This window comes from Pseudacidovorax intermedius (genome assembly GCF_003350475.1).
Lineage (GTDB): Bacteria > Pseudomonadota > Gammaproteobacteria > Burkholderiales > Burkholderiaceae_C > Xenophilus > Xenophilus intermedius.
On the sequence record NZ_QQAV01000004.1, the window covers coordinates 294395 to 315991 of the forward strand.

Annotated in this window: 18 protein-coding genes; 1 reads left to right on the forward strand and 17 read right to left on the reverse strand. The window is 69.6% G+C overall.

Translation table 11 applies throughout. The features are described 5' to 3' along the window. Positions 1-33: 33 nt before the first annotated feature. The 17 genes from DFR41_RS13490 to DFR41_RS13570 all read right to left on the reverse strand — a co-directional run bounded on the left by DFR41_RS13490 (position 34) and on the right by DFR41_RS13570 (position 20924). A complete protein-coding gene (locus tag DFR41_RS13490; RefSeq protein WP_114803046.1) occupies positions 34-1821 on the reverse strand; it encodes a branched-chain amino acid ABC transporter ATP-binding protein/permease in 1788 nt (595 codons plus the stop codon). Then, on the reverse strand, positions 1818-2873 hold the full coding sequence (locus DFR41_RS13495; protein ID WP_114803047.1) for a branched-chain amino acid ABC transporter permease: 1056 nt from the start codon (positions 2871-2873) through the stop codon (positions 1818-1820). Before DFR41_RS13495 ends, DFR41_RS13490 begins: the two co-directional genes overlap by 4 nt. A gap of 61 nt (positions 2874-2934) precedes the next feature. Beyond that, complete coding sequence (locus DFR41_RS13500; RefSeq protein ID WP_114803048.1) at positions 2935-4104, reverse strand: ABC transporter substrate-binding protein; 1170 nt, start codon at positions 4102-4104, stop codon at positions 2935-2937. Positions 4105-4143: 39 nt separating this feature from the next. Then, complete coding sequence (locus tag DFR41_RS13505; RefSeq protein ID WP_114803049.1) at positions 4144-4623, reverse strand: aromatic-ring-hydroxylating dioxygenase subunit beta; 480 nt, start codon at positions 4621-4623, stop codon at positions 4144-4146. After that, entirely contained in the window at positions 4620-5933 is a 1314-nt protein-coding gene (locus DFR41_RS13510) for an aromatic ring-hydroxylating dioxygenase subunit alpha (RefSeq protein WP_114803050.1), read from the reverse strand. The genes DFR41_RS13505 and DFR41_RS13510 overlap by 4 nt, the downstream gene beginning before the upstream one ends. A 23-nt stretch (positions 5934-5956) precedes the next feature. Then, a complete protein-coding gene (locus DFR41_RS13515) occupies positions 5957-7108 on the reverse strand; it encodes an ABC transporter substrate-binding protein (protein WP_114803051.1) in 1152 nt (383 codons plus the stop codon). 125 nt (positions 7109-7233) lie between these two features. After that, positions 7234-8400 carry an ABC transporter substrate-binding protein gene (locus DFR41_RS13520; protein ID WP_114803124.1) on the reverse strand — a complete coding sequence of 389 codons (1167 nt, stop codon included), beginning with the start codon at positions 8398-8400 and terminating at the stop codon, positions 7234-7236. Positions 8401-8616: 216 nt separating this feature from the next. Further along, positions 8617-9357 (reverse strand): SDR family oxidoreductase, encoded by a 741-nt coding sequence (locus DFR41_RS13525; RefSeq protein WP_114803052.1) that lies wholly within the window; start codon positions 9355-9357, stop codon positions 8617-8619. Then, positions 9354-10175: a cyclase family protein gene (locus tag DFR41_RS13530; protein ID WP_114803053.1), complete on the reverse strand. Its 822-nt coding sequence runs from the start codon at positions 10173-10175 to the stop codon at positions 9354-9356. The genes DFR41_RS13525 and DFR41_RS13530 overlap by 4 nt, the downstream gene beginning before the upstream one ends. Before the next feature lie 22 nt (positions 10176-10197). Continuing rightward, positions 10198-11451 (reverse strand): SDR family NAD(P)-dependent oxidoreductase, encoded by a 1254-nt coding sequence (locus DFR41_RS13535; RefSeq protein ID WP_114803054.1) that lies wholly within the window; start codon positions 11449-11451, stop codon positions 10198-10200. 31 nt (positions 11452-11482) lie between these two features. Continuing rightward, the gene (locus tag DFR41_RS13540; protein WP_017757233.1) at positions 11483-12658 is read right to left on the reverse strand and encodes a thiolase family protein; all 1176 of its coding nucleotides are present in this window, start codon (positions 12656-12658) and stop codon (positions 11483-11485) included. Then, positions 12658-14286, reverse strand: a complete 1629-nt coding sequence (locus DFR41_RS13545) for an AMP-binding protein (protein WP_114803055.1) — start codon at positions 14284-14286, stop codon at positions 12658-12660. The genes DFR41_RS13540 and DFR41_RS13545 overlap by 1 nt, the downstream gene beginning before the upstream one ends. A gap of 13 nt (positions 14287-14299) precedes the next feature. Continuing rightward, positions 14300-14797, reverse strand: coding sequence for an aromatic-ring-hydroxylating dioxygenase subunit beta (locus DFR41_RS13550; protein WP_114803056.1), 498 nt, complete (start codon positions 14795-14797; stop codon positions 14300-14302). A 2-nt stretch (positions 14798-14799) separates the two neighbouring features. Beyond that, complete coding sequence (locus DFR41_RS13555; protein WP_114803057.1) at positions 14800-16119, reverse strand: aromatic ring-hydroxylating dioxygenase subunit alpha; 1320 nt, start codon at positions 16117-16119, stop codon at positions 14800-14802. Between the two features lie 31 nt (positions 16120-16150). Beyond that, complete coding sequence (locus tag DFR41_RS13560) at positions 16151-17155, reverse strand: PDR/VanB family oxidoreductase (RefSeq protein ID WP_114803058.1); 1005 nt, start codon at positions 17153-17155, stop codon at positions 16151-16153. A 12-nt stretch (positions 17156-17167) separates the two neighbouring features. Then, positions 17168-18733, reverse strand: coding sequence for an indolepyruvate oxidoreductase subunit beta family protein (locus DFR41_RS13565; RefSeq protein ID WP_114803059.1), 1566 nt, complete (start codon positions 18731-18733; stop codon positions 17168-17170). A gap of 19 nt (positions 18734-18752) precedes the next feature. Next, positions 18753-20924 carry a thiamine pyrophosphate-dependent enzyme gene (locus tag DFR41_RS13570; RefSeq protein WP_114803060.1) on the reverse strand — a complete coding sequence of 724 codons (2172 nt, stop codon included), beginning with the start codon at positions 20922-20924 and terminating at the stop codon, positions 18753-18755. A gap of 142 nt (positions 20925-21066) precedes the next feature. On the opposite strand from DFR41_RS13570, the gene DFR41_RS13575 reads away from it, so the two are divergent. Beyond that, positions 21067-21543 carry a MarR family winged helix-turn-helix transcriptional regulator gene (locus DFR41_RS13575; protein WP_114803061.1) on the forward strand — a complete coding sequence of 159 codons (477 nt, stop codon included), beginning with the start codon at positions 21067-21069 and terminating at the stop codon, positions 21541-21543. The last annotated feature ends 54 nt before the right edge of the window (positions 21544-21597 follow it).

Sequence of the window (21597 nt, forward strand, 5' to 3'; positions counted from 1 at the left end):
TGCGAACGCCCTTCGGAACGGCTGTGCGGGCGCTCATACCCTGCTCCCCAGGTAGGCCGCCTGCACGCGCTCGTCCGCGCGCACCGCGGCTGGCACACCCTCGACCAGCTTGGCGCCGAAGTTCATCACCACCAGGCGGTCCACCAGCTTCATCACGAAGTCCATGTCATGTTCCACGATCAGGATGGTCACGCCCTCGTCACGCAGCTTGCGCAGCAGGTCGCCCAGCGCCATCTTCTCCTTGCGGCGCAGGCCCGCGGCGGGCTCGTCCAGCACCAGCAGCACCGGGTCGGCCGCCAGGGCGCGGGCGATCTCCAGGATGCGCTGGGTGCCCAGCGGCAGGGCGCCGGCCATCTCGTGGGCGCGGTCGCCCAGGCCGATGCGGTCCAGCTGGCGCTGGGCCTCCTGCAGGATCTGGCGCTCCTCCTGCCGGTCCAGCCGCAGGCCGGCGCGCAGCACGCCGGCGCCCGCGCGGGCATGGGCACCCAGGGCCACGTTGTCCAGCAGGCTCATGTGCGGGCGCAGCTTGACGTGCTGGAAGGTGCGCGCCAGGCCCAGCCGGGCCACGTCGCGCTGCTGCATCGTGCTGATGTCCTGTCCCAGGAACTGCACCCGGCCCGAGGTCATCTGCGCGGTGCGCGTGAGCAGGTTGAACATGGTCGACTTGCCCGCGCCGTTGGGCCCGATCAGGCCCACGATCTCGCCGGCCTGCACGTCGAAGCTCACGTCGTTGACCGCCACCAGCCCGCCGAAGCGCTTGACCGCACCCTGCACCGACAGCAGCGGCGTGCCGCGTGCCGGCATGGCGCGCTGCGCCAGGGGCGGCACCGGTGCGGCCAGTTCGGGCACGGCGACGGGCGCGCGCGCACCGCGGCGAAGGCGCCAGCGGCGCACATAGCCCATCACGCCGCCGCGCGCGAAGTGAAGCAGCGCGATGAACAGCGCAGCGAAGGTCACGGCCTCTAGCTGGCCGGCCCATTGGGTCACCAGCGGCAGCACGTCCTGCAGCACGTTCTTGAGCACCAGCACCAGGCCTGCGCCCACCAGCGCGCCGGCCAGGCTGCCCAGGCCGCCGGCCAGGGCCATCAGCAGGTATTCGATGCTGGCCCGCACGTCGAAGGGCGAAGGGCTGACGAAGCGGTTCATGTGCGCATACAGCCAGCCCGCCAGCCCCGCGAACAGCGCGGCCGTGACGAAGAGCGTGAGCTTGACGCGGTAGGCATCGGCCCCCACGCTCGCCAGCAGCGTGGCGCCGCCGCGCAGCCCGCGGATGGCGCGGCCCGGCCGCGAATTGAGCAGGTTGTGGCTGAACAGGCAGGCCAGGCCCACGATGGCCCAGATCAGGTAGTAGATGGAGCGCGGGTCCGACAACGCCCAGCTGCCGATGCGCAGCGGCGGAATGTTGGACAGGCCCGTGTGCCGCCCCAGCCCGTCCACGTTGCCGAAGAGCAGCGCGATCGACAGCCCCCAGGCGATGGTGGACAGCGGCAGGAAATGCCCACCCAGCCGCAGCGTGAGCGCGCCGATGGCCAAGGCCGAAAGGCCCGTCAGCAGCAGCGCGAAGGGCAGCCCCAGCCAGGGCGACAGGCCCTGCGCCGTGGTGAGCCAGGCCGTCGAGTAGGCCGCAATGCCCACGAAGGCTGCCTGTCCGAACGACGTGGCACCGCCCACGCCGGTCAGCAGCACCAGCCCCAGCGCCACCAGCGCGCCGATGCCGATGTCGTTGAGCAACGAGACGGTGAAGCTGCCGGCCACCGCCGGCAGCAGGGCCAGCACGACGACCACCGCCGCGATGACGAATGCGGAAGTGCCGCGCTTCATTGGTCGATCTCCTCGGCTTCTTCCTCGTGGTGGCGCGCCATGTACGAGCGCGCCATCAGCACCGGGATCAGCAGGCTGAACACGATCACGTCCTTGAGCGCCCCGCTCCAGAAGGAGGCAAAGCTTTCGATGATGCCCACGGCCAGCGCGCCGATGGCCGTCACCGGGTAGCTCACCAGGCCGCCGATGATGGCGGCCACGAAGGCCTTCAGGCCGATGATGAAGCCCGAGTCGTAGTACATGGTGGTCACCGGCGCGATCAGCACGCCGATCAGTCCCGCCAGCAGCGAGGCGCAGCCATAGGCCAGCAGCGCGGTGCGTGCCGGCCGGATGCCGACCAGCCGCGCGCCCGTGCGGTTGACCGCGGTGGCCCGCAGCGCCTTGCCGGTGACGGTGCGCTCGAACACCAGGAAGAACAGGCCACTGAGCACGATGGCCGCGCTCACCATCAGCACCACCTGGCCGCTGACGGTGAAGCCATCGCCCAGGGTGAGCGTGGCCGAGGTCAAGGCACTGGTGCGCGAGCCTTCGGGCCCGAAGAACAGCAGGCCCAGACCCGACAGCAGGAAGTGCAGCGCCAGCGACACGATCAGCAGCACCAGCCCCGAGGCATCGGCGATGGGCTGGAACACCACCCGCGCCAGCAGCGGCGCCACCGGCACCACCAGCAGCACCGAGGCCACGATCTGCAGCGCCACGGGCACGCCGGCGCGTGCCGCGGCCCAGGCGATGGCGCAGGGCACCAGCGGCAGCACACCCCACAGCAGCAGCGCCTTGGGGATGTGCCGCGACTCGCCCTTGCGCAGCAGGCTGCCCACTTCCGTGAGCAGCGCCAGCGCGGCCAGGAAGATCACCATGCCGATGGTGGGCGGCAGCTTGCCGGTCTCGAAGGCGGCCAGCGTCAGCGCGGAAAAAGCCGCGATGTCGCCGAAAGGCACGAACACCACCCGCGTGACCGAGAAGATCAGCACCAGTCCGATGCCGGCCAGCAGATAGATGGCACCGTTGGCCAAACCGTCGATGCCCAGGATGAGGGCGACGTCCCAGGTCATGGTCGGGCGGTCCTTTGCGTCATTGCGTTCTTTCCCATGTGTCGGATGCGTCCGCGGGCGCTCAGGGCGCCAGCTTCCACTGGCCCTTGTCGAGCGTGACGATCACGCGGGCGCGCTCGTCCACGCCGTACAGGTCGCCGGGCTTGAAGTTGTAGACGCCGTGCGTGCCCACCACTTCGCGGGTGCTGAAGATGGCATCGCGCAGGGCGGCGCGGAACTCGGGCGTGCCGGGCTCGCCCTTGCCGGCCGCCAGCACGCGCTGGGCGGCGTCGGCGAACACCAGCCAGCCGTCGAAGGAATAGGCCGAGAAGGCATCGCTGGTGGGCGCGTTGTTGACCTTCTGGTAGATGTCTCGGAAGGCCAGGCCCATCTTGCGGGTCGGATGGTCGGCCGGCAGCTGCTCGGCCACGATGACGGGGCCGGTGGGCATCAGCGCGCCCTGCCCCGCCGCGCCGACCACGCGCACGAAGTCGGGGTTGATCAGCCCGTGCTGGCCATAGACCTTGCCCTTGAAGCCGCGCTCGGCCAGGGCCAGGAAGGGCAAGGCACCCGGCGTGCCGGCACCCCCGGTCATCACCGCGTCGGGCCGCATGGCCAGCAGCTTGAGCACCTGGCCGGTGACCGACTGGTCGGAGCGTGCATAGCGCTCGTTGCCCAGCACCTGAATGCCGGCATCCTTGGCCGCCTGGTTGAGGGCGCTGAACACCAGGTCACCCCAGGCGTCCGAGAAGCCGATGTAGCCCACGCTGCGCACGCCGTCCTTCTTCATGCGCTGTACCACCGCGTCGATCATCAGCTGCGTGGGCTGGGCCACCGTCATCACCCAGGCGTTGTCCGCCGGGTTCAGCAGGATGGGCGTGAGGCCGATCATCGGCACCTTGGCATCGCGGCCCACCTGCGCCATGGCGATGGCGGCGGGCACGCCCGAGGTGCCCATCAGCACGTCTACCTTGTCCTCTTCCACCAGCTTGCGGGCGTTGCGGCCGGCAGTGGTGGGGTCGGAGCCGTCGTCCAGCACGATGAGCTGCACCTTGCGCCCGGCAATCTCGCCCTTGTAGGCCAGCGCGGCCTGCATGCCCTTGGCATAGGGCACGCCCAGCGAGGAGTTCGGGCCGGAGAGCGACACGCTCAGGCCGACCTTGAGGTCGGCCGCCTGGGCGGCAACCGCGGCCGCGACCAGGGCACCGGCAGCCAGCGCACCGCGGCCGAGGGACATCAGCTTCTTCTTCATGGAGGAACTCCTGGTTGGGAGAGGCAGGGACGGAAGGGACTAGACGAACAACTGGATGGCCGGCAGCGGCTGGCCCGCATCGAGCAGGTTGACCCGCTTCTCGTGGATCAGCCAGCCCAGCGGCCCGCCGGGCACGAGCGTGTGGATGCAGTGGCCGGCCAGCAGCACCTGCTGCGGGCCGCGAGATTCGATGTAGAGGAAGGCGGTGCGCAGGCGGATGGACTCGCCGCCGGCCGGTGTGGCGGACAGACGCCGAGGTGCCTGCAGCACATGCTGGCAACGGCTGGCCGGATGCTGCGAATGGGCACGCGGGCTGTGCAGTCGCTTGACGCGCAGTTCGAGCAGCAGCCGGTCTTCGAGCGCCAGCGCGTTGTGGGTCTGGTCGTCGGCCTGCGCAGCGCCCTGCAGCGGGATCCAGTAACGGCCATCGGGCGCGAAGAGGGCCAGCCAGTCGTCCCAGCAGCGGTCGTCGATCAGCTCGGCTTCGTGGACGACGAAGTCCTCGGCGGAAAGCGTCATGCAGCCTCCCCCATCCACCGTGCCCACGCGCGGAACTGGTTGCGCATGAGGCGCTCGTCGGTGCCGCTGGTCTCTTCCACCACGTCGCTGCGCTCGCCCTCGGCAAAGCCGCGGTGCAGGCTGACCCATTCGTTGCCCTCGCCGCGCAGGCCCTGCTGCATGCTCTCGAACAGGTGCACGTCGTCATGCGCAACCACCGACATGGGCGAGAACACCAGCCGGTTGTAGTTCATCGAACGTTGCAGCAGCAGCTCGGGGGCGCCCTCGGCGCGGAAGCTCCAGGCCTCCACCAGCGTGCGGTCCGCCGCCAGCGGCCGGATCACGCGGATGGCCTGCGGCGAGCCCTTGACCGACAGGCTGGGAAAGAGCACCGCGTTCTGCGGCGAGCGCTGCAGCACCTCGTTGGCGCGCTCTTCGCCCAGAGCGGCGCGCAGCGCGTCCTCATAGTCCTGCAGCTGCGCGTAGCTGGAATGGATGCTGAAGCGCGTGCCCAGCACGCTGTGGCCGTTGGGGTAGACGCGTCCGCCCATGCGGTCGAAGAAGTCGTAGCCCGAACCGAAGGGCAGGATCTGCTCCATGGCCATGGGCTTGGGCGCATCGGCCGGCTGGTCCTTCCACAGTGCGTTGGCCGCCTGGGTGGCCGACTCATGCGTGGACATGGGATGCACCGTGTCGTTGATGTTCTCCAGGTACATCTTCCAGTTGCAGTGGATGACGTTGCGCAGCACGCCACCCGCCACCGTCAACCGCCGCTCGGGCGAGCGGTCGACCATGTTGTCGATCATCTGCAGGATGTCGCCGAAGTACGCGTCGAAGCCCGGGCCGTCCTTCGCCAGGCGCACGAAGACGAAGTCGCGGTACACGGCGACGCCTGCCACGGGCTGCAGGCCCTGGCCCGACTCGCACTGTGCGAGGCCGGTGCCCTCGTAGCCCGCCTTCAGCGGCAGGGCCAGCGGCGCGCCGTCCAGCTTGTAGGTCCAGGCGTGGTAGGGGCAGCGGAAGAAGCGGCCGGTGTTGCCGCGCTCTTCGGTGACCAGTTGGGCGCCCTTGTGAGCGCAGCGGTTGTAGAAGACGCCCACGCCGCCATCGGCCTGCCGCACCATCAACAGTGGCCGGCCCGCGATCTCCCGCGTGCAGTAGTCGCCCGCCGCGGGCACCTCGCTCGCATGGCCGGCGAACTGCCAGGTGCGGGCGAAGAAGCGCTCCTGCTCCAGCGCGAAGAGCTCCTGGCTCAGGTACAGGTCGCGGTGAACGCGCCGATCCTGCACCAGGGCCTGGATCGCGGCGGGGTCGTGGCGGTAGGCGGTCATGGCCGGGCGTCGTCAGCCGAGGCTCAGGGCACCAGCTTCCACTGGCCCTTTTCCATGCGCACGATCACCACCGCGCGCTTGTCCGAGCCGTAGCGGCTGTCGGGCGTGAAGTTGTAGATGCCATGCGTGCCCACCAGCTCGCGGGTGGCGACGATGGCGTCCTTGAGCGACTGGCGGTAGGCCGGCGTGCCGGGCTCGCCCTTGGCGCGTGCCGCGGCATTGGCCAGCAGCAGGTAGGCGTCGTAGGTGTAGGACGAGAAGGCATCGACCGGCGGCGCGCCATTGGCTTTCTGGTAGGCGGCGCGGAAGTCCATCGACACCTTGCGGATCGGGTTGTCGGCCGGCAACTGCTCGGCCACCAGCACCGGGCCGCTGGGCACTTCCAGGCCCTCGATGGACTTGCCGCCCACGCGCACGAAGTCGGCGTTGATCAGGCCGTGCGTACCGTAGATGCGGCCCTTGTAGTTGCGCTCGGCCAGCGCCAGGTAGGGCAGCGCGCCGGGCGTGCCCGAGTTGCCGGCGAACACTGCGTCGGGCCGCTGGGCGACGATCTTGAGCACCTGGCCCGCCACCGAGCTGTCCGTGCGCGCATAGCGCTCGTTGGCCACCACCTTGATGCCGGCCTCACCCGCGCTCTTGACCAGCGAGTCGTAGGCCAGGTCACCCAGCGCGTCGGAGAAGCCGATGAAGGCCACCGTCTTCACGCCCGCGGCCTTCATCTTCTCAACCACCGCGGCGACCATCAACTCGAAGGGCTGCGACACCGACACCGTCCAGCCGTTCTCGGCGCCCGGCAGCGACACCGGCGTCGGCGAGATCAGTGGCACGTTCAGCTCGCGCGCCACGGCGGCGATGGCCATGGCGCCCGGCACGCCGGAGGTGCCGATGAGCACGTCCACCTTGTCCTCGGTGGCCAGCTTGCGGGCATTGCGGCCGGCCGTGGTCGGGTCGGAGGCATCGTCCAGCACGATCAGCTCGACCTTGCGGCCAGCGATGGCGGGCATCTGCGCATAGGCCGCGCGGATGCCCTTCTCGTAGGGAATGCCCAGCGCGGACACCGGGCCGGAGAGCGAGCTGATGACGCCCACCTTGAGGTCGGCCGCGAAGGCGCCGACGGCGAAGGCCGAGGCAGCCAGCAGGGCAAGGGGACGAAGCACACGAGAACGAGAGGCCATTGAGCGGGACTCCAAGAAAAGAATGGGAGGGAGAGCGGGAGGAGGCTGCCGGAGCCATCGGCCGCCGGCGTCTGGTCAGTGGCGTGCGCCGGCGGCCGCCCGCATGGCGGCGCGAGGGAGGTGGCTCAGGGCACCAGCTTCCACTGGCCCTTTTCGAGCCGCACGACCACGCGCGAGCGCTCGTCCGAGCCGTAGCGGTCGTTGGGCGTGAAGTTGTAGACGCTGTGGGTGCCGGCCAGCTCCTTGGTGCTGGTGATGGCATCGCGCAGGGCCACGCGGAACTGCGGCGTGCCCGGCTCGGCCTTGGCCGACGCGCGCTTGGCGGCGTCCAGGAAGATCAGCCAGGCGTCGAAGCTGTAGGCCGAGAAGGCATCGGTGGGCGCCGCGCCATTGGCCTTCTGGTAGGCGGCGCGGAAGTCCATCGACACCTTGCGGATCGGGTTGTCGGCCGGCAGCTGCTCGGCCACGATCACCGGGCCGGTGGGCGCCAGCAGGCCTTCGACGGATGCTCCGCCCACACGCACGAAATCGGGGTTGATCAGCGCATGCATGCCGTAGATCTGGCCCTTGTAGCCGCGCTCGGCCAGCGCCAGGTAGGGCAGCGCGCCGGGCGTGCCCGAGGTGCCGGTGAGCACCGCGTCTGGCCGCAGCGCCACGATCTTGAGCACCTGGCCCGTCACCGACGAATCGGCGCGCGCATAGCGTTCGTTGGAGACCACCTTGATGCCCGCAGGCTCGGCGCTCTTCTGCAGCGCGTCGTACACCAGGTCGCCCCAGGCGTCGGAGAAGCCGATGTAGCCCACCGTCTTGACGCCGGACTTCTTCATGCGGTCCACCACCGCGCTGACCATCAGCGGCGCCGGCTGCGGCAGCGTGACCATCCAGGCCCCCTCCTCGCCCGGCAGGTTGGCATTGGCGATGGAGATGAGCGGCGTCTTCGTCTCGCGCGCCACGGCAGCGATGGCCAGCGCGCCGGGTGAGCCGGCCGTGCCGATGATGACGTCGACCTTGTCCTCGTCGATCAGCTTGCGGGCATTGCGCGCCGCGGTGCTCGGGTCCGACGCATCGTCGAGCTGGATGACCTGCACCTTCTTGCCGTCGATGTCGGCCTTGAAGGCCTGCGCCGCGGCCATGCCCTTCTGGTAGGGAATGCCCAGCGACGAGACCGGGCCCGACAGCGAGGTGATGAAGCCGACCTTGTAGTCGGCGGCCAGTGCTGCAGGGGCCGCAGCCCCCAGCAGCGTGGCACAGGCCAGGGCAGCCAGGCTGCGCAGGGGACGTAGTGACTTCATCATCTTCATCGCGAACTCCATCTCTTCGGTGGCAACACGGTGGAACAACGCCGGTGTCGACGAGCCGCCTCTTCCACGCTCCTGCGGCTGTCGCACTGGCACATGACTTATCAATTATTTAGTCTTAAACAATCCTAGCGAGCACATCCAGGCGTTGCAAGGGGACTGTCCTCATGGTGGAAAGCCGCGACGCAGCATGGTGCGCCGATGCACGCCCTAGAGCGTCAGGCTCCCCACGCTGGTGCCTCCGCACACGTAGAGCACCTGTCCGGTCACGAAGCTGTTGGCCGGCTCCAGGAAGAAACGCACGGCCCGTGCCACGTCCGCGGCCTCGCCCAGGCGCTTGACGGGCACGCTGGCCGCGAGCGCCTTTTCCTTCTCGCTGCCCGCATCGACCACGTCGTAGAACATGTCGGTGCGAATGGGCCCGGGCGCGACCACGTTGACGGTGATGCCCTCGCCGCCCAGCTCCAGCGCCCAAGTGCGGGCCATGCCCAGCATGCCGGCCTTGGTGGCCGAGTAGCTGGTGCGCGTGGCCAGACCGAGGGCCGCGCGCGAAGAGAGCAACACCACCCGGCCGAAGCCGGCGGCACGCATGGCCGGCAGCGCGGCCTGCACCAGTTGCACGGCGCAGCCCAGGTGCAGGTCCACCAGCGCGTCGAGGTCCGTCAGCTGCACCTGCGGCAGCAAGGCGGCGCGGATCACGCCAGCGTTGTGCACCACGGTCGTCACCTGCCAGCGCGACGCAACCTCGGCCACGGCCTGGGCCGTGGCGGCGCGGTCGCTCAGGTCCACCTCGATGCTGTGCAGCCGCGCATGGGCGATGTCGGCCATGCGGCGGGCCAGGCTCACGACCTCCCAGCCACCGTCCAGCAGGTCCTGGCAGATCGCTTTGCCGATGCCGGCGCTGCCGCCGGTGACGACAGCGACGCCGCGGTCCGGGGGCGCCGCGCTCATGCCGCCCCCACCAGCGCCAGCACGCGCAGCGGGCTGCCGCTGCCCTTCTCGATCTTCAGCGGCGGGCAGATGAGCACCGCACCGGCGGGCGGCAGCAGGTCCAGGTTGCACAGGCATTGCAGTCCGTAGCGGTTGGCGCCGTGCATGTAGTAGTGGCACGGGTACGGCGGGCGCAGGTGGTAGCCCTGGCCGGCGTCGGTGCCGATGGCCTCGGAGCCGAAGCCCAGCACGTCCCGCTCCTCCACCAGGAAGCGCACGGCGGCCGTGCTGGGGCCGGGCGTGTGCTGGCCGGTCTCGTCGAAGTTCTGGTACTCGGCCGGATCGGTGCGCTTGGACCAGTCGGTGCGCATCAGCACCCACGCGCCCTTGGGAATGCGGCCGTGCGCGGCCTCCCATTCGGCGATGTCCTCCAGCGTCAGCAGGTAGTCCGGGTCGTCCTTGACCTGCGGCGAGCAGTCGATCACGCAGGCAGGCGCCACGAAGTTCTGCACGGGGATGGTGTCCACCGCGTTGTTGGGCAGGTCGCGGCCGGAGATCCAGTGGATGGGCGCGTCGAAGTGCGTGCCCGTGTGCTCGCCGCAGGAGAAGTTGTTCCAGTACCAGCCCGGGCCGCGCTCGTCGTAGCGCGACACCTCCTCGATGCGGAAGGGCCAGCACTGGCCCATCTCCGGCGGCAGCGCGATCTGCGGGAACTCGGGTGTCAGCGTCTGCGTGAGGTCGACCACGCGGATGCGGCCGGTGGCCAGGGCACTCACCAGGCCAGCCAGGGCGTCGAGGCCGGTGGGGGCCGCAACGGGGGGTAGGGTTGCGTTGCTCATGGGTGTCTCCTTGCCAGTGGCCTCATCCACCATTCGTCGCCAGCTCGCGTTCGAGCACCTTGGGGTTGTCGCGCCAGCGCTGCAGCCATTCCTGCGCCACGTCGCCGGGGTAGACGTCCTCCACGCCGTCGCGCAGCGCCTTCACGATGGCATTGGCCAGCGCGTCGGGGCCGAGCTTCGGCGGCGGCATGTGCTGGTTCCATTCGTCGTCGATGGGACCGGGAAAGACATTGATGACGCGGATGCCGGCTGGCCGCATCTCCGCGCGCAGGCACTGCGCCAGCGAATGGGCCGCGGCCTTGCTGGCGCTGAAGGTGCCGTGCGGCGGAAAGTTGGACAGCGCGTAGATGGACAGCAGGTTGACCCAGGCCGTGGCCCCCGTCGCGCCGTCGGCCGAGCGGCCCTTGAGTGCCGGGCCGAACTCCTGCGCCAGCCGCAGCAGGCCGAAGTAGTTGATGTCCATCTCCAGCTTGGCCACGTCGGTGCCGCGCCGCGCGCCGATGCCGAAGGTGCGGTGCACCTCGGCGTTGTTGATGACGATGTCCACCTTGCCGCCGATCTCGCCGGCGAGCTCGGTGACGGCGCGGCCGTTGGTCAGGTCCAGCGGCACCAGCGTCACCTGCGGCAGCGCGCTGATGTCCTCCAGGCCGCCGAGCTGCTTCCAGGGCTCAGCATGGCCGACCCAGACGATGTCGGCACCGGCCTTGACCAGGGCCCGCACCAGGGCCTGGCCGGCGGGCGTCTTGCCGTCGGTCACCAGCACCTTGCGGAACTTGGGGTCGCTGGTCATCTCGCGCAGCATCGGGTCGTCGGCCATGTGTGTGCTTCCTTCGAAAGGGAATCCGATCAGTACCGCCTGTCCGGCGCGGTCGAGCCGGGCACCCACGCGCACGCGCTGCGGTGCCTCGCCCACCTCGCCATGCAGGTGGACCATGAGGGAGGGGCCGCTGTCGAGCTTGACCATGCCCAGTCGCCAGGGCAGGCGCTCGCGGAAGAACAGGTCGTTGCTGTGGTGCAGCGTGGTGGCGCTGAGCAGTTCGCCCTCGCCGGTCTGCGGCCGCCAGCGCAGCGCGGTCGACAGGCACTGCTTGCAGGCGCCGCGCGGCGGGTACTGCACGGTGCCGCATTCCTCGCACACCTGCAGCTCGAAGCGGCCCTCGGCCGCGGCGGCGGTGATGCCCAGCGCCTCGCGCCCGCGCGCCCAGGGGGGCAGGTTCATCTGGCGGGTGCGCAGGACGGGGTTCTTGCGCTTGGGGCGCATCAGGGGCATGGTCATCGTGCGGCCCCCATCGCGGCAAACCAGTGGTTCATTCCTGCCTCCCGAGGATCACGGCACCGGTGCACAGGCAGCGGTCGTAGGTCACCATGCCGAAGCCCGCCACCAGGCCCAGTTGCGCATCGGGCACGGTGCGCGCGCCGGCCTGGCCGGTGAGCTGCCGCAACGTCTCCGTCATGCCCAGGAAGCCCCCTGCGGCGCCCGCCTGGCCGGCCGAGAGCTGGCCGCCGCTGGTGTTGTTGGGAAAGCTGCCGTCGTGCGTGAGCGTGTGCGACTGCACGAAGGCCGGGCCCTCGCCCTTCTCGCAGAAGCCGAGGTCCTCGAAATGCATCATCACGATGACCGGGTAGTCGTCGTAGGTCTGGATGAAGTCGATGTTCTTCGGCTGCACGCCGGCCTGCGCATACAGGTCGTCGCGGTCGCGGGCCCAGCCGCCGCGCACCATGATCGGGTCGTCGGCGAAGGCGTTGTGGCGCTCGATGCTGCCGCGCACCGTGGCATAGGCCAGCCCCAGGTCCCGGGCGCGCTCGGCCGTCATCACCAGGAAGGCCTCGGCGCCGGCGCAGGGCATGACGCAGTCGAAGAGGTGCAGCGGATCGGAGATGGGCCGCGCCGCCATGTACTCATCGAGCGTCAGCGCCTTCTTGAACATCGCGTTGGGATTGCCCAGGGCGTTCTGCCGCTGGGCCACGCAGATACGGCCGAAGTCCTCCCGCCGCGCGCCGAACTGCCGCATGTAGTGCGCCGTGATCATCGCGAAGATGGAGTTGGGCCCGCCCGAGCCGTAGGGGTAGGTGGCGTCGCGCGCGAAGTTGCTGAAGGCGCCCAGCGTCTGGCGGAAGGAGTCCACATGGTTGGTGTCGGCCGCCACGCAGGCCACCACCTCGGCGTCGCCGCACTGCACGGCGCGCGCGGCGCGGCGCAGGCACATCACGCCGGAGGCACCGCCGGTGGGCACATGGTCCAGCCAGCGCGGCGACAGGCCCAGGTGCTGCGTGACGCCGACGGCGGTGTCGGGCGCCAGCGAGAAGCTCGACAGGCACAGTCCGTCGATGTCGTCCTTGGCGATGCCGCTGGCCTCCACCAGCGCGCGCACCGCCTTGCCCAGGAAGAAGTGCGCACCCTCGGTGGAATAACGCTGGTATGGCACCGTCACCGGCACGGCCACGGCCACACCGTCGTAGTTGCTGCGTTGTCGGCGGCCCATCAGTCCTGCCTCTTCTTCATGGCGCGGGTGTCGAAGCAGGCCGCAGTGCCGGGCAACGCCTGCGCCATCTGCCGCAACTCGCCGCGCTGGATCTTCTGCGAGGCCGTGAGCGGCAGCGCCTCGACGAAGGCCACGTGGCCTGGCGCCTTGTAGTAGGCCAACTGAGCCAGCGCATGGCGCACGATGTCGGCCGCCAGGGCCTCGCCAGGTTCGGCCGCGGCGTCGGGGTCGATGACGATGCAGGCCAGCACCTCGTCGCCGCGCACCGCATCGGGCGTGGCGGCCACGGCCGACACCTTCACGGCCGGGTGCTGGTTGAGCACGCTCTCGACCTCCACCGCCGAGATGTTCTCGCCACTGCGGCGGATGACGTTCTTCTTGCGGTCGACGAAATAGAGGCTGCCTGACTCGTCGCGCCGCACCATGTCGCCGGTGTGGAACCAGCCGCCCTGCCAGGCTTCGTCGGTGGCCGTCTGGTCTTTCAGGTAGCCGCCGAAGAAATGGCGCCGCGGGTCGTCGCCGCTGGAACGCACCAGCAGTTCGCCCGGCATGCCGGCGGGCACGTCCTGTCCCTCGTCGTCGACCAGGCGCACCTCGACGAAATCCTCAGCCCGGCCGAAGCAGCTGGTGCCCACGCGGCGCGGCTCATGGTTGGCCATGATGCAGGCGGCGGCGCCGGTCTCGGTCATGGCCCAGGCCTCGACCAGCGGGAAGCCGAAGCGGGCCTCGAAGGGCGCATGGTTCTTGCGGTCCACGCCAGCGCCGAAGGCCCAGCGGATGGCATGGTCGCGGTCGGCCGGCGCCTCGGCCGCGGCCAGCAGCATGGCCGGCATCACGCCCAGATAGTGGACGATGGTGGCGCCGCTGTCGCGCGCGCTCTGCAGCCAGCTGCGGGGGTGGAAGCGGTCCAACTGCACCAGGCAGCCGCCGGCCACCAGCACCACCATGGTCGAGAAGGCCATCGCGTTGACATGATTGAGCGGCAGCGGCGTCATCAGCCGCTCCTGGTCGCGACGGAAGGCGCACACCCCATCGAGGCCCGCGTACCACTCGCCCGCGCGCAGGAAATAGGCATTGCTCAGCATGCAGCCCTTGGGCCGGCCGGTGGTGCCCGAGGTGTAGAGCAACGCGCATTCGGTGTCTGCGCCCACCACTTCGTTTGCGCGGGTTGCAGGCTCTGTGGGTGCGGGCACGTGCGTGGCGTCGGCCGCCATGGTGTGCAGCTTCCGGCCGGCTTGGGCTGCGGCGGCCTCCAGGTCGCGGGCGCGCTGCGGCAGCGTCACGGCCAGGCCGATCTCGCTGTGGCCGATCAGGTAGGCCAGCTCGGCCGAGCGCATCTCGGCATTGATGGGCACCACGCTCACGCCCAGGGCATTGAGCGCGAACCAGTGGTAGAGGAAGGCCGGCCGGTTCTCCAGCAGCAGGCCGACCCGGTGGCCATGGCCCCAGCCGGCCTGTGCGTAAGCCAGACGCAGGCCCTCGACCTCGGCGGCGGCCTCGGCCCAGGCGGTGGCGCCGGGCGGAATGCCGTAGACCTCGGCCGTCACCGGCTCGGTGAAAAGAAAGTCCGCCTGCGGCGTGCGCGCGGCGCTGGCAGTGAAGGCGTCGTGGATGGTGAGGTGGTCCATGCCGGAGTTCACTTCAGAGAAAGAGCTGCACCGCCGGCAGCGCGGCATCGCTGTTGATCAGGTCCACGCGCTTGAGCGTCATGCGCAGCGCGCCACCCTCCACGCACAGGTGGTGCCAGGCCACGCCGGTCAGAAACAGCATCTCGTCCGCCTGCGCCTCGCTGTAGTGGAAGGGCGTGCGCAGCACGAAGCGGTTGGCCGCTTCGTCGCGCGACTCCAGGCCCGGCAGCTGCAGCACATGCTGGCAACGGCTGGGCGGCTGCTGCGAGAAGGCACGCGGGCTCTTGAAGCGTTCGATGCGCAGGTCGCGGAGCAGCTTGTCCTCGTACAGGTGCGAGGTGTGGTTCAGGCCGTCGGGCTGGCCCGGCGTGAGCGGTACCCAGTAGATGGCGTCGTCGGTGAACAGCGCATTCCATTCGTCGAAGCGCTTCTCGTCGAGCAGCCGGGCCTCGTGCATGACGAAGTCGATCAGCTGATCGCGGGTGACGGTGGCGGGCGTGAGTTCGGCCATGTTCAGGCTCCCATCGTCAGGGTCATGTGCTTGAGCCACGACCGGTACTGGTTGCGCATGGGCAGCTCGTTGGTGCCGTTGCTGGTCTCTTCGCGCTCACGGCCCTCATGAGCGTCGTAGTTGCGGTGCAGGCTGACCCAGTCGTTGCCGCTGGCATGCAGGCCGGCCTGGATGCCGCGGTAGGCCTGCAGGTCGTCGTGACCCACCACGGAGAAGGGCGAGTTGATGAGGCGGCTGTAGGTGGTGGTGCGCTGCAGCAGCTCGTCCGGCGCGCCCTTGAGGCGGAAGGTCCAGCTCTCGACCAGGGTGCGGTCCACCGCGATGGGCCGCGCCACGCGGATGGCCTGGATGGCGCCCTTGATCGTGAGGTTGGGGTAGTACACGGTGTTGTGCCGCGCCATGCCCAGGATCTGCGCCGTGCGCTCCTCGCCGTAGCGCGCCTTCATCGCCGCCTCATAGCCCGGGATGCCCGAGTACTTGCTGTGGATGCTGAAGTGCACGCCCGAGAAGCTGTGGCCGTTGTCGTAGACCCGCACGCCCATGCCGTCGAAGAACTGGTAGTCGGACATGAAGGGCACGAACTGCTCGATGGCCATGGGCTTGGGCGCATCGGCCGGCTGGCCGGCCCACATGGCCTTGGCGGTGCCGGCCGAGGACTCGTGCGCCACCATCGGGTGCATGGTGTCGTTGAGGTTCTCGACGAACATCTTCCAGTTGCACTGGTGCATGAAGCGCAGGCAGCCGCCGGCCACCTCCAGCTCGCCCTCGGGCGAGCGGTCGGCCATGTTGTCGATGGACGAGAGCGAATCGCCGAAGTACTCCTCGAAGTCCTGCCCGACGTCATTGAGCTTGACGAAGATGAAGCCGCGGTAGAGCCGCACATGTCGCACCGGCACCAGGCCCTTGGCCGCATCGCAGTCCTTCAGGCCCGTGCCCTCGTAGCCGTTCTTGAGCGGGATGGCCAGCGGCGCGCCGTCGGTCTTGAAGGTCCAGGCGTGGTAGGGGCAGCGGAAGAACTTGCCCGTGTTGCCGCAGGCGCCGTTGACGACGCGCGAGCCCTTGTGGGCGCAGCGGTTCATCAGCACCTTGACCGTGCCGTCGGTGTGGCGCACCACGATCAGCGGCCGGCCGGCGATGTCGACGGTGATGTAGTCGCCGGGCCTGGGCACCTGGCTGTCGTGGCCGGCGTAGTTCCAGGTGTTGGCGAAGAAGTGCTCCTGCTCCAGCGCGAAGAGCTCGGGGCTGATGTAGAGGTCGCGGTGCACCTGCTGCGGCTGCACCAGCGCACGGATCGCATCGGGGTTGTCTCGGTAGCGTGTCATGGCAGGCCTTTCTCTTCGGGTCGTGCAGTGCCTACAGGTCGATCACCAGGCGCGGGCCCTTGGCGCGGGAGATGCAGATCTGCATCACCTGGCCGCCGTCCTTCTCGGCTTGCGAGAGCACGTAGTCGCGGTGGTCGATCTCGCCCTCGATCACCGGCACGGCGCACACGCCGCATTCGCCGCGCTTGCAGTCGTAGAGCGGGTCGCAGCCGTGTTCGATCAGGCAGTCCAGGATCGTCTGGTCGGCCGGCACGGTGAAGCGCCGCCCCGATTGCGCGAGTTCGACCTCGAAGGGCTGGTCGCCAGCCTCCACCACCGGCGCGCTGAACAGCTCGAAGTGCACGCGGCCGGCCGCCCAGCCGCGGGCCTGCGTAGCGGCCAGCACGGCGTCGAGCAGCGGCTTGGGGCCACAGACATACAGCGGCTCGTCCGCCGCCATGCCGTCCAGCAGTGTGCCGATGTCGAAGCCGGCGCCGCCGGCCTCGTCGTCCGCATGCAGGCGAAGATCGGCGCCCAGCAGCGCCTGCAACTCGTCGGCAAAGGCCAGCAGCGTGCGGCTGCGGCCGGCGTAGTGCAGGGCAACGGGCCGGCCCTGCGCCCGGCAGCGGGCCGCCATGCTGGCCAGCGGCGTGATGCCGATGCCGCCCGCCAGCAGCACGGCGCGAGCCGTGCCCTCGTCCAACGGAAAGTCATTGCGCGGCGCCTGTACCGTGACGCTGTCGCCAGGCTTCAGGCCCTGGTGCACGAAGCGCGAGCCGCCCCGGCCGCCCTCCTCCAGCCGCACGGCGATGGTGTAGTCCGCCGGAGCGAAGCCGGGCGTGCCGGCCACGCCGTGGAAGTCGATCAGCGAATAGTGGCGCCAGTCGGACTGGCCATCGGGCAGTTGCACCTGCACCTGGATGTGGGCGCCGGGCGTCCAGCCGGGCAAGGCGGCGCCCTCGGCATGCTCCAGGCGCAGCAGGCGGATCAGCGGGTTGAGGGCGCGGGCCTCGGCCACGCGCAGCGGCAGGGTCGCGATGGTGGGCGATGCGGTCATGCGCGCTCCGCGTCAGGCCGGCAAGGCCATGGCAGCGGCCGGCGGCATGGCCTGGCCGGTCGCCGTGCTTGTGGTCGCCGCATGCTGCGCAAGCGCGGCCTTGAGCGCATGGCCATGCTCGTCGGCCAGCGCGGCCTCGCGCCAGGCCCGCAGGGTGGCGGGGGCCAGCGTCGTGCCGGCCTGCCGCCATGCGGCGATCACGGTGTCGTAGTTGCGAACGCCGCGCTCATGGGTGTCGCTATAGCCCTTCACCAGCTTCTGGCAGCGGGCCAGTTCCACCGCCAGCTCCGGCGAGGCCATGGCCGCGTCGCGAATGCCCAGCAGCCATTGCTCGATGCGGCCGTTCTCGTCCGTATAACGGATGGTGCTGCGGCGCCAGCGGCGGGCGAAGGCCACGGCCGACAGCAGCAGGAAGCCGTGCACCGAGCTGGTCTGCACCACGCGGCCTTTCTTCGTCATGCTCTCCACCAGCCGGCGCGGCGCGCCCGAGCCCATGAGCCAGCGGCCGATGCCGCCGGGCAGGGTCTCGCAGATCTCGCGCAGGCCGGGGTGCATGTACTCGTTGATGGCGATGACTTGGTCGGCATTCACGCCCGTCTCCTGCTTCACGCGGGCGAAGCGGCTGGAGCGGGTCTTGAGCTGGGCGACGCGCGCCGTGTCTTCGTAGCTCATCCACAGGGCCAGGTGGCGCGCCGTCTCGCAGGCCAGCGTGCGGGCTGCGTCGTCGGGCAGTTGGCAGACCTCGGCCATGCGGTCGAGGTAGAGCGCGGCATAGGCCACGTCCTGGTAGTCGACGAGGCGGCGCAGGCCTTCGAGCATCAGCGGCTGGGCCTGGACCGGGAACTCGCCGTACAGGCGCGTGAGCAGCGCCTGGATGTCCGGATCGGCCGACGTGGCACGCGGCGTGGCGGGCGCCACCGGCTCGGCCTGGACGGTCGCCTCGCCCGCCTGCGCCCGGGCGAAAGCCGCGCCGAAAGCCTTCAGACTGGGCTTCACGCCGACACCGCCCCGCTCGATGGTGGCCTCGAACTGTTCGCGGGCGAAGGGCAGCACGCCGGTGCCCGCCAGCGCGCCGAAGAGCACCGCGCTGATCACGCTGCCGTTCTGCGCCGCGGCCTCGGCCATGTCGAAGCGCACGAAGCGCTGCGCGGCCTGCTCGGCATGGGCCAGTAGCTGCGCGCTGTCGACCCGGCCGTCGCCCATGGCGCTCTTCTCGGCGATCGAATAGACGCGGTGCGTGGAGGCGACCAGGGTGGTGCGGTCGGGCGAGACCAGCCCGCGCTGCACGGCCCGTCCGGCTTCCATCAGCTCGGAGCACAGCACCACGTCCACGTCGCCAGGCAGCGGCATCAGCGCCAGCACGGGCTGGCCGCCGTCGGCATGGGCCTGTGCTTCGGGGTACATCTCCACGTAGTAGATGGTGGCGCCGGTGCGCTGGGCCACGCCCGGCACCGAAGTGGTCTGCGCGATCCAGCCGTTGGCCTCGCCCAGGTCCACCAGCCAGTCGGCCAGCACGCCGCCGCCTTCGCCGCCCATGGCGAGGATGGCGATCTTGATGGGTTGTTGCGGTTGCGTCATGTCGAACTCCTGCCTCGCATCAGAAGGCCAGGCGCGCGCGGCGCTCGGCATCGCGGCGCTGCATCCAGCCGATGACGGCGCCGCGAACACGCTCGCGCAGCCGGTCCAAGCCGGTGGGGTTGCTCACCACCTGCGCCTTGTAGAAGGAGGGGCACAGCACCGCGGCATGCGAGACCTCGCCGCACACGCCGCAGCCCACGCAGCTGTCCATCACGGCGGCAACGGGCTCCTGCCGCAGTGGATCGGGGTTGGGCTTGATCGACAGCGAAGGGCAGCCCGAGAGGCGGATGCAGGAATGGTCGCCGGTGCAGGTGTCGGGGTCGACGCCGAACTTCTCGCGCACCATGCGCTTGCCATCGGCGATGGCCTTGCGCACCAGCGGCTTCTCGCGACGCTGGCGGTTGAGCATGCACTCGGACTGGGCAATGATGACCTTGGGGCCCTTCTCCCTGGTGGTCAGCGCTTCCTTGAGCGTGTCGCGCATGCCGGCCACGTCGTAGGTGCGGCGCAGGGTCTTGACCCATTTGACGCCCACGCCGCGCACCGCTTGCTCGATCTCGTGGCCAGTGCTGCGCGTGGCGTTCACCGCCTTGGACGACAGGATGTCCTGCCCGCCGGTGGCCGAGGTGTAGTTGTTGTCGACCACCACCGTGAGGTTGTCGCTCTGGTTGAACACCGCGTTGGCGATGCCGCTCGTCAGCCCGTTGTGCCAGAAGCCGCCATCGCCCATCACCGCGATGGCGCGCTTGTCCGCCTGGGTGTTGAGCGCCGCGGCGCCGGCCGCGCCCAGGCCGTAGCCCATGGTGGTGTTGCCGATGTTGAAGGGCGGCAGGATCGAGAACAGGTGGCAGCCGATGTCGGCCGACACGTGGTGCTGGCCCAGCTCGCGCTGCACCAGCTTCATGGCGCTGAAGATGGGCCGCTCGGGGCAGCCGGTGCAAAAGCCCGGGGGTCGCGCATGCACGCTGCGCTCCAGCGGCATGAGCTGCGCCTCGCTGATCAGCGGGATGATCTTGCGCGGCCTGGCGGGCACCACCTCGGCGGGTGCGGCCCTGGGCGCGAGGCGGCCGTAGCGCTCGCAGAAGGCGCGCGTGCCGGCCATCACGGCCTGGGCCGTGTACTCGCCGGCCACGGGCAGCAGGTCCTTGCCATGCAGCGCCGTGCTGCTGCCGGCCTGGCGCAGGATGGTGGCGATGTTCTGCTCGACGAAGTTGGGCTGGCCTTCTTCGACCACCAGCACGGCGCGCTTGCCTTCGCAGAAGCGCCGCACCTCGCTGTCGATGACCGGATAAGCCACGTTCATCACGTACAGCGGCACCTTCGAGCGGCCGTATACGTCGGCCAGGCCCAGGCGTTCCAGGGCCCGCACCTGCGTGTTGTAGCAACCGCCCTGCACGATGATGCCGATGTCGTCCGCGTCCTCCGCGAAGAACTCGTTGAGGCCGCGCTCTTCGATGAAGCGCACGGCCGCAGGCCAGCGCTGCTTGATCTTCTCCTGCTCGTGCAGGAAGCTCGCGGGCGGCAGCACGATGCGATCGACGTCGCGCCGCGGGTTCTCCAGCGCCTCCTTCAGCGTGAAGCTGGCGCGGCGGTTGTCGGAGGCGGTGAACTGCCCGTGCACATGACAGGCGCGGATGCGCAGCTGCAGCATCACGGGCGTGTTGCTGGCCTCGGAGAGTTCGAAGCCGGTCTTGACCGCCTGCACGATGCTCGGCAGGTTGGGCCGCGGATCGAGCATCCACATCTGCGACTTCATGGCGAAGGCATGGCTGCGCTCCTGCATGATCGACGAGCCCTCGCCGTAGTCCTCGCCCACGATGATGAGCGCCCCGCCCGTGACGCCGCCGGAGGCCAGGTTGGCCAGCGCGTCGGACGCCACGTTGGTGCCCACCGTGGCCTTGAAGGTCACGGCGCCGCGCAGCGGATAGTTGACCGAGGCGGCCAGCGTGGCGGCGGCGGTGGCCTCGCTGGCGCTGTTCTCGAAGCGGATGCCGTGGTCGGCCAGGATGTCCTGCGCATCGGCCAACACGTCCATCAGGTGCGAGATGGGTGCGCCCTGGTAGCCGGCCACGTACGAGACGCCGGACTCCAGCAAGGCCTTGGTGACGGCCAGAATGCCCTCACCGCGAAAGGTCTCGCCTTCGGCAAGACGCAGTTTCTTCACTTCTTCGACGAACGAACGCTCGGCCATGGCACTGCTCTCCTGGGAAACGCGTACGGCGCTTCCAATCGTGGGGTGGCAAGATCCAACTCTATTTAGACCTGAATCTATTCACAATCATGCATTACCCTAGCCAAGCAATCGGTATGCCAGCGAGAGGATCATCCCGGCCATGACTTTGCACACCCCCGAATCGCGCCTGTTCGTGGACGACTACCTGCCGGCGCTGCTGGCCCAGGCCAGCCAGCTGATTTCCGGCGAGTTCCACAAGGTGGCGAGGCAACACGGCTTTTCGGTGTCCGAATGGCGGGTGATGGCCTCGCTGGCCGACGGCGAGGCCATCAGCATCGGCGACCTGGCCCAGGTGACCGTGACCAAGCAGCCCACGGTGACGCGCCTGCTCGACCGCATGGAGGCCAAGGGCCAGGTGGAGCGCCTGCCCCATGAGAGTGATCGCCGCATCACGCTGGTGCGCATCACGCCCCAGGGCGCCGAGGCGGTGGCGCAGCTCATGAAGCTGGCCCGCGAGCACGAACACCGCGTGCTGGAGCCCTTCGGCCTGCAGCGCGCGGAAGAGCTGAAGAAGACGCTGCGGCAGATGATCGCGCTGCACGCGGACCAGGCCGAGGACAGTGAAGACGTGGAGTGACTGACGCTGTCGGCCGGGAGCGCTGCGCCAACCCGGCATCCGCGCCGTGGGCCG

Coding starts and splice junctions, on each gene's coding strand:
- DFR41_RS13490 (WP_114803046.1), bottom strand. CDS start 1,821: ATGAAGCGCGGCACTTCCGCATTCGTCATCGCGGCGGTGGTCGTCGTG.
- DFR41_RS13495 (WP_114803047.1), bottom strand. CDS start 2,873: ATGACCTGGGACGTCGCCCTCATCCTGGGCATCGACGGTTTGGCCAAC.
- DFR41_RS13500 (WP_114803048.1), bottom strand. CDS start 4,104: ATGAAGAAGAAGCTGATGTCCCTCGGCCGCGGTGCGCTGGCTGCCGGT.
- DFR41_RS13505 (WP_114803049.1), bottom strand. CDS start 4,623: ATGACGCTTTCCGCCGAGGACTTCGTCGTCCACGAAGCCGAGCTGATC.
- DFR41_RS13510 (WP_114803050.1), bottom strand. CDS start 5,933: ATGACCGCCTACCGCCACGACCCCGCCGCGATCCAGGCCCTGGTGCAG.
- DFR41_RS13515 (WP_114803051.1), bottom strand. CDS start 7,108: ATGGCCTCTCGTTCTCGTGTGCTTCGTCCCCTTGCCCTGCTGGCTGCC.
- DFR41_RS13520 (WP_114803124.1), bottom strand. CDS start 8,400: ATGAAGTCACTACGTCCCCTGCGCAGCCTGGCTGCCCTGGCCTGTGCC.
- DFR41_RS13525 (WP_114803052.1), bottom strand. CDS start 9,357: ATGAGCGCGGCGCCCCCGGACCGCGGCGTCGCTGTCGTCACCGGCGGC.
- DFR41_RS13530 (WP_114803053.1), bottom strand. CDS start 10,175: ATGAGCAACGCAACCCTACCCCCCGTTGCGGCCCCCACCGGCCTCGAC.
- DFR41_RS13535 (WP_114803054.1), bottom strand. CDS start 11,451: ATGACCATGCCCCTGATGCGCCCCAAGCGCAAGAACCCCGTCCTGCGC.
- DFR41_RS13540 (WP_017757233.1), bottom strand. CDS start 12,658: ATGGGCCGCCGACAACGCAGCAACTACGACGGTGTGGCCGTGGCCGTG.
- DFR41_RS13545 (WP_114803055.1), bottom strand. CDS start 14,286: ATGGACCACCTCACCATCCACGACGCCTTCACTGCCAGCGCCGCGCGC.
- DFR41_RS13550 (WP_114803056.1), bottom strand. CDS start 14,797: ATGGCCGAACTCACGCCCGCCACCGTCACCCGCGATCAGCTGATCGAC.
- DFR41_RS13555 (WP_114803057.1), bottom strand. CDS start 16,119: ATGACACGCTACCGAGACAACCCCGATGCGATCCGTGCGCTGGTGCAG.
- DFR41_RS13560 (WP_114803058.1), bottom strand. CDS start 17,155: ATGACCGCATCGCCCACCATCGCGACCCTGCCGCTGCGCGTGGCCGAG.
- DFR41_RS13565 (WP_114803059.1), bottom strand. CDS start 18,733: ATGACGCAACCGCAACAACCCATCAAGATCGCCATCCTCGCCATGGGC.
- DFR41_RS13570 (WP_114803060.1), bottom strand. CDS start 20,924: ATGGCCGAGCGTTCGTTCGTCGAAGAAGTGAAGAAACTGCGTCTTGCC.
- DFR41_RS13575 (WP_114803061.1), top strand. CDS start 21,067: ATGACTTTGCACACCCCCGAATCGCGCCTGTTCGTGGACGACTACCTG.